This is a genomic window from Sorangium sp. So ce281 (genome assembly GCF_051527395.1).
In the GTDB taxonomy this organism is placed as follows: Bacteria; Myxococcota_A; Polyangia; order Polyangiales; family Polyangiaceae; genus Sorangium; species Sorangium cellulosum_B.
The window spans coordinates 11,990,908-12,003,837 of sequence record NZ_CP150322.1 but is presented as its reverse complement, the minus strand read 5'-3'; the positions used below and the strand labels follow the sequence as shown (position 1 = coordinate 12,003,837).

Below are 12,930 nucleotides of genomic sequence, written 5' to 3'. Positions count from 1 at the left end.
CCCGGCGAGCCGCCACGGCCGCCCGCGACGCTCGCCATCGCGCCTGACGACCCCTCACGAGCCTTCACAGCCCTCGTCACCGCATCCGGCTCCCGGCGAAAGGCCCGTTCGATTCACACGATATCGCCGCGGAGGCACGTGCGAGCGACGATCACGGGCGAAGTGGTCACCGCGGATCCAATGTCGTCGCTCATGACCCCCTTCGCCGCAACACGAGGCGGTTCGTGCAGACGCGGCGCGGCGGTTGCGATACCCTCCTGCGCTTGGAGGCTTTGATGCAAGCCAAGAGCATCCTTTCCGTGGTGGCCCTGACCACCTTGATCGCCGGCAGCCCCTTCGCGGCAGGGTGCAAGACCACCGCCGAGGCCAGCGTGACCGAGGAGTCGGTCCAGGCGGTCCCCGTGGCCATCGAAGATCCGCTGACCGAGGAGCACGACGGCGGCTCGGTCGGGTGGGATTTCGCGCCCGACGGCACCGTGAGGGCGATCGTGAAGGCGCCTGACGGCAAACCCATCGACAAGGACGTGAGCGGCACGCTCACCTGGAAAGGGCCGAACGGCGACGCGCAGGCCCCGCTCGCGCTCGACGCGAAGACAGGGCTCCTCGTCGCGACCGGGCCCAAGCTCGAGGCCGATCTCACCGAGGTGAAGTACGACATCATCGTCTCCGGGAAGCCGTGGAATGGCACGCTCCACGTGCCCTCAGGGGGCACGAAGGTCATCGTCGAGGGCGCGAGAAAGGCCGAGAAGAGGCCCATCCCCCCCGGCAAGACGGGCCCGAACGGCGGGGTGATCCAGGTGGTCGGCGACGACACGATCGAGGTCGTCGCAGACAAGGCCTCCGGTCAGGTCAGGGTCTACGTCCTCGACGCGGACCTGAAGCCGGTCCCCGTCGGCGACCGCAAGATCAAGCTCGGCTTCGTGGGACAGGGCTCCGAGCTCGTCGTGCTCACCCCCGGCCCGGGCGGCCTCTACTGCGTCGGCAAGGTCGCGGCGAAGGTCAACCCGGTGAAGCTCACGGTCGTCGTGGCGCGCCCGACGCACGCCGACGTGGTGCTCGTCGGCTACCGCCCCGGCGTGCACGTCATCGTCGGCCCGAGCGCGCCGGCCGTGAACGTCGTGGTGGCGACGTCGTGGAACGTGGATGTGAAGGTCAGGACGGCTCCAGGCGTGGTGGTGGTCCACGATGACGACGATGACGACGGCCGGCCGGTCCACATCCACGTTCACGGCAAGCACAAGCACAAGCACAAGCACCACCCCCACCATCACCACGACCACTAGGAGCCCCCTCGCGCGGCGCTGGGCGGCCTACCTCACCGCCGAGGTCGACGCCGCCTCGCTCGCCGTCTTCCGCGCCGGCTATGGCGCCCTGATCGCGTGGGAGGTCGTCCGGTACGCCCTCCACGACCGGATCTACCGCTATTACATCGAGCCAGGCTTCTTCTTCAGCTTCGTCCCCTTCGTCCGCCCGTGGGGCGGGACGGGGATGTACTGGCACTTCGGCGCCCTCTTCGTCCTCGCGCTGCTCTGCGCCGTCGGGCTCTTCTACCGGGTGAGCGCCGCGCTCCTCTGCGCCGCGCTCACCTATGTCTTCCTCCTCGACAAGGCGCAATACCTCAACCACCTCTATCTCCTCTGCCTCCTCGGGCTGCTGCTCGCCGCCGCCCCGGCGCACCGCGCGCTCTCGCTGGATCGCCTCCGCGCGCGGCGCGCCTCGCCCGCCGGGGCGGCCCCCGGCGCGCCGGCGGAGACCGTGCCGCGCTTCTATCTCTTCGCGCTGAAGGCCCAGATCGCCATCGTCTACTTCTACGGCGGCGTCGCGAAGCTGAACGGCGACTGGCTCCGGGGGCAGCCGCTCACCATGTGGCTCGCCGCGCACGGCGACGCGCCGCTCGTCGGGCCGCTCCTTGCCTCACAGGCAGCGGGGCTCGCGCTCTCGTATGCAGGGCTCTTCATCGACCTCTCGATGGGCTTCCTGCTCTTCTCCCGGCGCACCTTCCCCTTCGGCGCGGCGCTCGCCGTGGCGTTCAACCTCGCCAACGCCCTCCTGTTCACTATCGGTATCTTCCCCTACGCGATGATCGCCGCGCTCGCGCTGTTCGGCGATCCCTCGTGGCCGAGGCGGCGCCTGCCCTTCCTGTTCAAGGGCGCGGACTCCCCCAACGATGTCGCCCGCGTCCCCTCGCCCGCCGCGTCGCGCCGGAGCGCGCTGCCGCTCGCGCTGCTCCACGGATATCTCCTGTTCCACCTCGTGGTGCCGCTCCGCCACTGGGTCTATCCGGGCGACGTCGCCTGGAACGAGGCCGGACACCGCTTCTCGTGGCGCATGAAGCTGCGCGACAAGAGCGTGAGCGAGCTCGGGATTCACGTGCTGGATCCGAGGACCGGCGTGCGCGAGCCGCTCGACGTCGAGGCGTGGCTCACGAGCCGCCAGCTCGGGGAGATGTGCGCGCGGCCCGACATGCTCGTCGACTTCGCGCACCACGTGGCCGATCGCTTTCAGGCGAACTTCGGGGTGCGCCCCATCATCACGGCCAAGGTCGTCGCGTCGCTGAACGGAGGGCCCTTCCAAGACCTCGTCGATCCGACGCTCGATCTCGCGTCGCAGCCGAGCGGGCTCCTCGCGGTCGTGCAGCCACCCCAGTACTAGTTCCGCGTGTCAGAAATCCAGCCAGGGATCTGTCGCGCGAACGAAGAGAGATTTTGACGCAAAGACGCCAAAGGCGCAAAGACGCAGAAATACAATTGAATCTGCTCTTTTTTGCGATTTTGCGACTTTGCGTTAAAATCTCTCTCCGGATCCCTGGCCGGACCTCTGACGGGCGGAACTAGCCACCGGCACCGCGTCGCCCGCGTGGAATCACCTCGAGTTTCGGTCAGGCGACCGGAGCGCCTCGCCGCGGGCGACTGGCCGTGAGCTCAACCGGCAATCTGGCGCTGGCGCGCCCTCAGCCAGTCCGTTATCAGCGACAGCACCGCGGGATCCAGCGGGTCGCCGATGCGCTTGTGCGCACCGAACAACGACGGAGGGCCGGGGTCGCTCCGCAAGATGTGCGTCAGGTTGGCGATCACGTGCCGCTCGACCTCGCCGCGCGCGACCTCCGCGATCCGCTCGACGGCGCCCGGGTCACACTGCACGTCCTTCTCGCCGCCGATGAGCAGCATCGGACACGCGACACGAGAGAAGATCTCGCGCGGCTCGATGGCCATCAGCTCGCGCAGCCATTTCGCCGGGAAGCGCTGGAGACCTAAGCGGATCGTCGCCGAGTCCGACGCCTTGATGCGCTGGATCAGCCGCTTCTGCCGCTCGATCGGACTGCCGCCGAGCCCGAACAGGAAGCGCTGGGCCGCGCCCCAGACCCCCCGCACCTCGGCGAGGTCCTGCTCGATCTGCCGGGCCTGTTGCAGCAGGCTAAGCTCGGCATTGTCGATGAAGGGACACAACAGCAAAAGCCCCGCGACCGCCGGTCGCTCGATCGCGAGCAGCGGCGCGAACACGCACCCCTCGCTGTGCGCGAGCAAGAACCTCCGTGATGGATCGCAGAAATCGTACCCCGGCAGCGCGTCGAAGAACGCGCCCGCATCGTGCACGAGCTCGCCGCAACCCGCGAGGTGGTAGTCGCCGGTGCTCTTGCCGCAGCCGCGCTTGTCGTAGCGCACGCTCGCGATGCCGGCAGCCGCGAGGTGACGCGCGATGGCGTTGAACACGTCGAGGCGCTGCCCCGGCATGTTCTCATCGCGGTCGAGCGGCCCGCTGCCGTGGATCATCAGCACCGTGGGGAAACGTCCCGCGCCCGAAGGCACGCAGGCGGTGCCGGCGAGTCGGATCCCGGCGGTCGAAAGCTCCACGTTTCGTTCGCGCACGGTTGCCTCCCTCACGCACCGCCGACCGTAACACCGGCCGCGCGAGCCCTCCAAGAAGGCTGCGCCGCGCCGCGCGCCCGCGCTCCGCGCCACCCACGACGACACCCAACATGACGTGGAAGCGTGACACAGCACACATCGAGCCACCCTCCTTTGCATTCCACGAGTCAACCCGCAGAGGCCATCCTATACTGGTCCTCCCCGGACGTAATCGGCCGCACGCTACGCGCGGGCGAGGCGATCACGAGGTGGAGCGCAAGGACGTATGACCGCCACAGCACCGTTCGATCTGCCAGGACACGTCGTCGAGCAGCTGATCCATGAGGGCGGCAAGACCCACGTTTACCGCGGGCGCCGCGCCGCGGATCAGCGGCCGGTCGTCATCAAGACGCTGAAGGGGGAGCACCCGAGCGTCCGCGATCTCGCCCTGCTGCGGCACGAGTTCAGCCTCCTGCGCGATCTGGATCTCGAGTCCGTGGTGAGGGTGTGCTCGCTCGAGAGGACGCGCGGCGGCCTCGCCCTCGTCACGGAGGCGGTCGAGGGCACGACCCTGAGGGCGATCCTCGACGATCGCCGGCTGGATCTCCGCGCGGCGCTGGCGCTCTCGGCGGCGATCGCCGACGCCATCGGCGCCGTGCACCGCTGTCACGTCACCCACAAGGACATCAATCCCAGCAACATCATCGTCAGCTCGGACCTGCGCCGCGCCACGCTCATCGACTTCGGCGCCTCGTCGCGGCTCAAGCAGGAGTTCCAGCAGTCGACCTCGGCGTCCACCCTGCAAGGCACGCTCGCGTACATGTCGCCCGAGCAGACAGGGCGCATGAACAGGGGCATCGATTACCGCGCCGACCTCTACTCGTTCGGTGTCACGCTGTATGAAATGCTGACCGGAGCCCTGCCGTTCCCGGACGGCGATCCGCTAGACGTCCTCTACAGCCACATCGCGCGGCAGCCCGCCCCGCCGCACGAGCTCCGCGGGGATGTCCCCCGGCCGGTCTCCGAGATCGTCATGAAGCTCCTCGCCAAGGCGCCCGAGGACCGCTACCAGAGCGCGTACGGCGTCAAGGCAGACCTCGCGGAGTGCCTCCGCTCCCTCGAGCAGACAGGCCGGGTCCACCCCTTCCCCGTCGGTCAGCGCGATCGCAGCCACGAGCTGCGCGTCCCGCAGAAGATCTACGGCCGGGACGCGGAGCGGGACCGGCTCCTGGCCGCCTTCGAGCGGGCCCGCGCGGGCGCCGCGGAGCTCGTGCTCGTCTCCGGCTACTCCGGCGTCGGCAAGAGCGCGCTGGTCCACGAGACCTACAAGGCCATCGCCAGGGTCGGCGGCCACTTCGCCCACGGCAAGTTCGATCAGCTGAACCGCGGCGTGCCCTGCGCCTCGGTCGTCCAGGCGTTCAGGGGGCTCGTGCAGCAGCTCCTCTCCGAGCGGACAGACGCGCTGGCCCGCTGGAGAGCGGAGCTCGGCGCGGCGCTCGGCCCGAACGCCGGGCTCCTCGTCGACCTCATCCCCGAGCTCGCGCTCATCGTCGGCGAGGCGCCCGCCGTCGCGGCGCTCGGCCCCTCCGAGTCGCAGAACCGCTTCGACATGGTGTTCCGGAGCTTCCTTGGCGTGTTCGCCGCGCCGTCGCACCCGCTGGTCCTGTTCCTCGACGACCTCCAGTGGGCGGACCCGGCGTCGCTCAGGCTGCTCAGGCTCCTGCTCACCGACGCCGACACACGCCATCTCCTGGTCGTCGGGGCCTACCGCGACAACGAGGTGAGCCCGGCGCACCCGCTCGTCATCACCCTCGACGCCGTCCGCGCCGCGAGCGCGGCCGTGACCGACATCCCCCTCGCTCCGCTCTCGCAGGGCGACGTGACGGCGCTCGCCTCGGACGCCCTCGGCCGCGCGGCGCAGGACGTCGCCCAGCTCTCCGAGCTCATCCACGACAAGACGCTGGGCAACCCGTTCTTCATGGGGCAGTTCCTGCGCATGCTGGGCGACGACGGGCTCCTCCTCTGCGATCCGGAGACCGGCAGATGGACATGGGATCTCGCAGCCATCGAGTCGCGGGCCGTGACGGACAACGTCGTCGACTTCATGATCGCCAAGCTGCAGAGGCTCGCGCCGCCCACCCAGCGCGCCCTGACGCTCGCCGCGTGCATCGGGCACCGGTTCGACCTGCGCACGCTCGCGACGATCTCCGAGCAGCCGGCCGCGCAGGCGGCGCAGGATCTCTGGGCGGCCATGCAGGAAGGGGTCTTGCTCCCCATCGACGCCGACTACCGGCTCGTGCACGCGGAAGACCCCTCCCAGGGCGAGCCCGCGACCGGCGCGTCGCTCGCCGTCTCCTACCAGTTCTTGCACGATCGCGTCCAGCAGGCGGCCTATGCCCTCATCGCGGAAGAGCACAGATGCGCCGCCCACCTGCGCGTCGGCCGTCTGATGCTGGCCAGCCAGCGCGACGAGCCGCAGGAAGAGCAGCTCTTCGACACGGTAAACCATCTTAACTATGGTGCCGCCCTCATCGCCGATCCCGGCGAGCGCGATCTGCTCGCGCGCCTGAACCTGCGCGCCGGGAGGAAGGCCAAGGGCTCGACCGCCTACGGGACCGCGGCGGAGTACTTCAGCGCCGGGCGGAGCGCGCTCGGGGACGACGGCGCCGCGGGGGATCACGCGCTGCGCTGGGCGCTCACGCTCGAGGCGGCCGAGTGCGAGTACCTGTGCGGCCGCTTCACCGAGGCCGAGGCGCTGTTCCAGCGGCTGCTCGAGGTGGCGGCGTCGGACCTCGATCGGGCGCGGGTCCAGAGCCTGCGGATGAAGCTCTATCAGGTCGCCGGCCGCTACGACGAGGGCGTCACCGTCGGACAGGAGGCGCTGCGCCTGTTCGGCGTCGAGATCCCGGGGGCGAGCGAGGAGATCGGCGCCGCCGTCTCCGCCGAGGTCGCGCAGATCCCGGAGAGCATGGCGGGCAGGAGCATCGAGGACATCCTGCACGCGCCGCGGCTCGCCGACGAGCAGATCCGCGCGGTCATCAACCTGCTCGCCGACTGCGCTCCCTGCGCGTACATCGGGCGGCCGGGCGTGTTCCCGCTCATCGCGCTGAAGATGCTGAACCTGTCGCTGCGGCACGGCAACACCGAGGCGTCGTGCTTCGCCTACAGCGTTTACGGGTTCATGCTTGTCGCGGCGTTCGGCGATATCCCGTCGGGATTCCGCTTCTCGGAGATGTCGATCCGGCTGAACGAGAAGCTCGGGGACGTCTCGCTGCGGGGGACGCTGCTGCACCTCCACGGCGATCACATCAACTTCTGGGTCCAGCACATCCGGAACGATCTCCCCATCCTGGAGCGGGCGTTCCTCGCGTGCATCGAGGCCGGGGACCTGGTGTACGCGAGCTACCTGGCCTTCGAGACCGTCTGGCAGGTCTACGAGAAGGGCGATCCGCTGGCGGAGGTCGACCGCGTCGCCGAGCGCTTCGCGTCGTTCGCGCGCAAGACAGGCAATCACGCCGTCCTCGAGACGATCCGGCTGGAGCAGCAGTTCCTGCGCAGCCTGAAGGGGCTCACGGCGGCCGACGCCTCGCTGAACGAGGAGGGCCTTGCCGAATTCTCGGAAGAAGCGTGCCTGGCCGCGCTCACCCGGGCGAGCTTCGGGTGCGGGATCGCCTTTTATCACATCATCCGGCTCATCCTCCTCTATTCCCACGGCCGCCCCGAGGAGGCGCTCGCCGCCGCGGAGGCGGCGCGCCCGGTGCTCGGGGCCGTCATGGCGATGCCGATCGAGGCGACCTACCACCTCTATCTCGCGCTCACGCTGGTCGCGCTCGGCGAGCGCGACGAGCGCGAGCGCGAGCGGCACGCCGCGGCGCTCTCCGCGTCGCTCGAGAAGCTCGAGCTCTGGGCCCGCCATTGCCCCGACAACTTCCGCGTGAAACTCGTCCTGGTCCTGGCCGAGGCGGCGCGCGCCGCCGGCCGCGACGTCGAGGCGATGGGGCACTACGACGACGCCATCGACGCCGCCCGCCAGAGCGAGTTCGTGCAGTACGAGGCGCTCGCGTCGGAGCTGGCCGGCCTGTACTACGCTCGCAAGGGCCGGCGGCGCATCGCCACGCTCTACCTGGACGCCGCGATGCACGCCTACCGGCAGTGGGGGGCAGAGCGAAAGGCCACGGAGCTGATCCGGCAGCACGGGCTCGACCCGCTCCCCATCGCTCGGGGGCCCGCGGCGGAGCACGAGAAGGCCGCCGCGAGGACGAGCTCGATGTCGGTGAGCCACCCGCTCCTCCACAAGCTCGCCGACGTCGCGGCGGTGCTGCAGACGACGCACGCGATCTCCAGCGAGCTCGTGCTCGGCAAGGCGCTCGACCGCGTGATGCGCGCCGTCCTCGCGAGCGCCGGCGGCCAGCGCGGCTTCCTGGTGCTCGCGCGCGAAGAGCGGTTGTTCATCGAGGCGTCCGTCACCATCGATCCGGAGTCGATCGAGGTGGACCTCCGGCGTCCTCTGGAGGAGTCGTCGGCCCTGCCGGTCAGCGTGGTCCACTACGTGGCGCGCACGCGAGAGCTGCTCACCCTGGACGACGCCGCGGCGAGCCCTCGCTTCGCGGCGGATCCCTACCTCGCCGCGCGCCGGCCCAAGTCGGTGATGGGCCTCCCGCTCGTCCACCAGAACCGGCTCACGGGCGTGCTGTACGTGGAGAACACGCTCGCGAGCGGCGCCTTCACCCCGGAGCAGACCGAGCTGCTCCGCCTCCTGGGCGCGCAGGTCGCGGCGGCGCTCGAGAACGCGCAGCTCTACGGCCGGCTGCAGGAGGTGTCCGACAGGCACCGCGACATGAACGATCGGCTCGAGAGCGAGGTGCAGCGGCGCACCGAGGAGCTGTTCTCGGTCAACGAGCGCCTGTCGCAGAAGGCAGACGAGGTGAACCGGGCCAACGAGCTCTTGCTCGAGGAGCTCCGCGAGCGCGAGCGCGCCGAGCAGGCCCGGGCAGCGCTCCAGGAGGAGATCATCGGCGTGCAGCGGCTGCGCCTCTCGGAGATGGCGACGCCCATCATCCCGATCACCGATCGCGTCCTGGTCCTGCCGCTCATCGGGACGATGGACGCGGCGCGCGCCGCGCAGGTGCTGGAGGCGACCCTCGCCGGGGTGGAGCGCCACAACCCGTCCACCGTGATCATCGACATCACGGGCCTGAAGCGCGTCGACGCCGGGGTCGCCGACTCGCTGATCCGCACCGCCTCGGCGCTGCGGCTGCTCGGCGCGCAGGCGATCTTGACCGGGATGCAGCCGGAGGTCGCCCGCGCGCTCACGCAGGGCGGGATCGATCTCCGAGGCCTCGTCACCCGCTCGACGCTCCAGAGCGCCATCGCCCACGCGATCACGCCGGCCCCTGGCGCACGCCCCCGCTGAGCGCGCGGCGCGCTCCGCCGCCGCCCCCGCCCGTCGGTGAGGTCTGCGCGGGCCGCGCGCGCGCGCGGCCACCTTTCGGGCGCTAGGGCGACGCCTGCTTGTTGTCCTCGCAGCGGCCCAGCACGAAGATCCCGCAGACGCGCTCGTTCACCAGGCACTGCTGCCCTTCCGGGCACTGCGACGGATCGAGCACGGCCGGGTCGCACGGCCTCGCGCAGAACGGGGGCGGGCCGCGCGGGGCGTCGTAGACGCCGTTGCCGTCGCGATCCAGGAAGATGGGGTTCGTGACCGCGTAGGGCGCCACCGGGTACCAGTCGGGGACCGGGGGCGACGCCGTGAAGAACCGGGAGAGCGCCTTGACCTGCGTGAACGCGAGGCTCGCGACCCGGGGCAGCTGGAGCTCGCCGAACGACACAGGCAGCGCGACCGGCGTGAGGAGGTTCTCGTCGCGCAGGCCCATCGCCACCACCACGACCCAGCCGTCCGACGGCGGCGCCGGCAACACGAGCCGCTCGTCGACGTCCACGATCGCCGACGGCCCCGAGGGCGGCTCGAGCACCCGGACCAGGCGGCCGCTCACGTAGACCTCGACGCGATCCACGCCGAACCAGCTCGCCGTCTCGATCCGCAGATCGAGCGGCACCGTGTCGCCCTCGACGCGCGCCACGCCGCCGAACGTCGCGCCGCCCACGCTCGCGCGGACGAACGGCCCGTAGGTAGCGAACGCGCTGCCCGCGCGGAGCGACGCCGTCGCCTCGGCGAGATCGAGCGCCGCCGGCTGGTCGGTCCGCGAGCGGAAATAGGTGCGCGGGAAGCCCGGCTCCAGCGAGGCGCCGTGGCTGTCGCTGCTCCCCACCTGCGTCGGCGAGAAGCCGTGGTCGAGGTAGCGGAACAGGTCGTCGACCTGGCCCGCGTGGAAGGTGCACGGCCGATCCGCGTCCTCCGGCGGGACCGCGCCGCCCTCGCCTCCCAGACAGAGCGCCTCCCCGTCGGCCGCGGTCCTGTCGAAGTCCCAGACGGCGTCCTGCTCCTCGGGCGTCCTCGTCAGGATCCGCTTGGTCACGCTCCAGGCGAGCGCCGAGCGGGCGCGCTGCTGGCACGCCGCGTACCGCTCGCCGGGCTTGCACGCCGGCAGGCCGAAAGGAAGCTCGGCGCACGCCGCGCGGAGCGACGCCTCGTCCGTCGCGGCGTCGATCCGGGACAGGCACCGGTTGAAATCGACGACCTCCTGCACGGTGGGGGTCCGGAGCAGATCGAGCCGCTTCCCGTTGAAGACCTCCATCGCGTCGAAATCGCAGCTGCCCGCCTGGAACAGCGGGTTGCTCGCCTCGAGCGTCGGGATCGACCGGCGCAGCGTGAAGGGGTCGACGCCGAGCTGGTCGATGTACCCGATGAACCCGTCGCGCGGGTGAGCGACGATCACGAGCGCGTCCTCGCCCTCCGCCGCCGTGCCGCGCACCCCGTCGATCACGTCCCCGCCCGCGCGGCACACCCAGTCGAAGACGCCGTGATCCGGCACGTCGAGCTCGTCGTAGCGGAGCGGGAAGCCGATGAAGTGCCCGAGCTCGAGCGTCGAGACCTCGGCGCCGACCGCCGTCTTCAGGTGCGGCTCGAGCCCCAGCTGCCTCACCGCGGGCGCGAGATCCGTGTGCACGTCGTGGTCGGTGGTCACCGCGACGTCGAGCCCCTCGACGACCGCCGAGGTCACCCGCTCCTCGAGCGGCAGGCCGCTGTCGAAGCTCGGGCGCTGGTGCAGGTGCATGTCGATCGACATCCAGCCCGTCGAGTCGACCTCGCGCGGAACGACCGCCTCGATCCGCCGGACCTCCCCGGCGCGCACCTCGAGGTCGGGGACCTCGAACCGGCCGAACTCGGGCCCGCGCGTGGCGAGGACGCGGTAGCGCCCGGGCTCGATCTCGACAGCGCCCTCGCCCGTCGCCGATCGCTCGATCTGCCGGACGCCGCTGCCGAGGCGGCCGTGGCCCAGGTAGACCCGCCTCGTCCCGTCGCCCTCGAGCGGCCGCCCCGCGGCGTCGAGCGCGACGAACGTCAGCTTGGCGGGCGCGAGCCGGCCGCCCTCGTCGACCACCCGGTACGCGAGCCGCGCGGGGCTCGGCAGCTCCGCCGCCACCGAGACCGTGGCCCCGGCGCCGAGCGCCACGCGGATCGGCGCCGACACGGCGGTGCCCTCGGGGTTCTCGGCGACGAGCAGGTAGCCGCCGGGCGGGAGCCGCGCGTGGAAGTCGCCGTCCTCCACCGGATCGAGCCCGAGGTCGGCGTCGATGGAGCTGAGCAGCCCCACGTCCCCCGAGCGCGCGAGGTTCGCCTCGACAAGCGCGTCGACGCTCGCGAAGGCGGCGCCCGGGTCGGGGTCGCGGAAGACGTGGACGCGCGCGTTCGGCACGGGCGCGCCCGTCGACCGCCACCGCACGGCGCCCTCGAGCGCTCCTGTCGGCGTGCCCCGGGCGCCGTACACCACCTCGGCGACGCTCGCGACGTCGCCCTCGCCCACGGCGAAGTAGCGCTCGTAGGTGAACGACCGCTTCCGGTCGCACGCCTCGTCGTCGGAGCCCGCCGCGAGGCAGCTCCGGCCGGCGCTCAGGAAGGCCGTCGCCGCGCTCGTGAAGACGGGGACGTTGACCGTGGAGGGCGGGCCGCCCTCCGGCGCCTTCGTGAAATAGCCGTAGCTGACGTCGCCGCCCGCCGCGGCGACGAAGTCGAAGCTGAGCGGCTGCTGGAACGTGTCCCGGCCGGCGAAGAGGGCGTCGAACACCGCCTTCTCCTCGTCGAAGCCCATGCCGGGGCCGAAGATGTCGTTCTGGTTGCCGAAGAAGACGAAATCGCCGGCGACGATCCCGCCCTTCCGCTCGGGAGCTCCGTTCCGCTCGTCGCCAAGGATGCCCCTGAAGATGTCCGAGGGGCCCGCGTAGTTGTCGAGCGAGAGCGGCTCCCCGCAGGCGCACGCGGGGCAGCCGTCGTCGCCCGCCGCGAGGCCGTCCTCGCACTCGAGCGCGCACGAGGCGACGCTCGGGCACCCGAGCACCTCGTCCGGCAGGAGGAGCGTCGTGCGGATCGTGACGAACCGCTCGCCCGGGCGCAGGACGTAGTCGGTGCGGAAGCGCATCGCCGGCTTGAGGCCGTCGAACAGGAGGCCGAGCAGGTCCTCCTGGGTCTCCAGCACGCCGAGCGCGTGGAAGAGGAAGCCGCCGTCGCCCTCGACCCGGACGATCGCCTCCTGCCCATCGGAGCCGTCGTCGACCACGAAGACCTCGGTGGCGCCCGGATCGGGCACGAGCAGGTTGGCGACCGGGAACGACTCGGCGAAGCGGTCGCGGCCCGACGCGCTCGCGAAGCGCGGATCGGGGCGGCGCAGGTCGGCGTCGACCAGCGAGCCGCCGTAGACGCCCGGCCCCGGCGAGTGGCGCGGGCCGAGGATCGCGACCCGGATCTCGTCGTTTTCCAGCAGGAAATCGCCGACATCGGCCATCGCCACCGGGCCGCCGACCAGCTCGAACCGGTTCTCGATCGGCTTGGCGCGCAGGAGGTTCGGATCGTCGCAACCGACCAGGCCGACGAGGCCGACCAGGCCGGCGAGGCCGACGAGGCCGGCGAGGCCGAGGGCGCCGCGCGGCGCGGGCAGGGCGAGGGCGGAGCGGCGTCTTCGCATGGCGG

At 71.1% G+C, this 12,930-nt stretch carries 5 protein-coding genes; 3 read left to right on the top strand and 2 right to left on the bottom strand.

Annotated elements, in window-relative coordinates; translation table 11 throughout:
• Positions 1–275: 275 nt before the first annotated feature.
• Both WMF27_RS46045 and WMF27_RS46040 read left to right on the top strand, forming a co-directional pair.
• The gene (locus WMF27_RS46045; protein WP_437762524.1) at positions 276–1,283 is read left to right on the top strand and encodes a hypothetical protein; all 1,008 of its coding nucleotides are present in this window, start codon (positions 276–278) and stop codon (positions 1,281–1,283) included.
• On the top strand, positions 1,186–2,652 hold the full coding sequence (locus WMF27_RS46040; RefSeq protein ID WP_437943687.1) for an HTTM domain-containing protein: 1,467 nt from the start codon (positions 1,186–1,188) through the stop codon (positions 2,650–2,652). The genes WMF27_RS46045 and WMF27_RS46040 overlap by 98 nt, the downstream gene beginning before the upstream one ends.
• Before the next feature lie 269 nt (positions 2,653–2,921).
• Here the strand turns inward: WMF27_RS46040 and WMF27_RS46035 are convergent, their stop codons facing one another.
• Positions 2,922–3,866, bottom strand: a complete 945-nt coding sequence (locus tag WMF27_RS46035) for an alpha/beta hydrolase (RefSeq protein WP_437762525.1) — start codon at positions 3,864–3,866, stop codon at positions 2,922–2,924.
• A gap of 265 nt (positions 3,867–4,131) precedes the next feature.
• Between WMF27_RS46035 and WMF27_RS46030 the strand changes: the two genes are divergently transcribed.
• A complete protein-coding gene (locus tag WMF27_RS46030; protein ID WP_437943686.1) occupies positions 4,132–9,258 on the top strand; it encodes an AAA family ATPase in 5,127 nt (1,708 codons plus the stop codon).
• Between the two features lie 82 nt (positions 9,259–9,340).
• On the opposite strand, the gene WMF27_RS46025 is transcribed toward WMF27_RS46030, so the two are convergent.
• The gene (locus WMF27_RS46025) at positions 9,341–12,925 is read right to left on the bottom strand and encodes a PHP domain-containing protein (RefSeq protein ID WP_437943685.1); all 3,585 of its coding nucleotides are present in this window, start codon (positions 12,923–12,925) and stop codon (positions 9,341–9,343) included.
• Positions 12,926–12,930 lie beyond the last annotated feature (5 nt).

Excerpts from the sequence above, each read along its gene's own strand:
- WMF27_RS46045 (WP_437762524.1), top strand. The coding sequence starts at position 276 with ATGCAAGCCAAGAGCATCCTTTCCGTGGTGGCCCTGACCACCTTGATC.
- WMF27_RS46030 (WP_437943686.1), top strand. The coding sequence starts at position 4,132 with ATGACCGCCACAGCACCGTTCGATCTGCCAGGACACGTCGTCGAGCAG.
- WMF27_RS46040 (WP_437943687.1), top strand. The coding sequence starts at position 1,186 with ATGACGACGATGACGACGGCCGGCCGGTCCACATCCACGTTCACGGCA.
- WMF27_RS46025 (WP_437943685.1), bottom strand. The coding sequence starts at position 12,925 with ATGCGAAGACGCCGCTCCGCCCTCGCCCTGCCCGCGCCGCGCGGCGCC.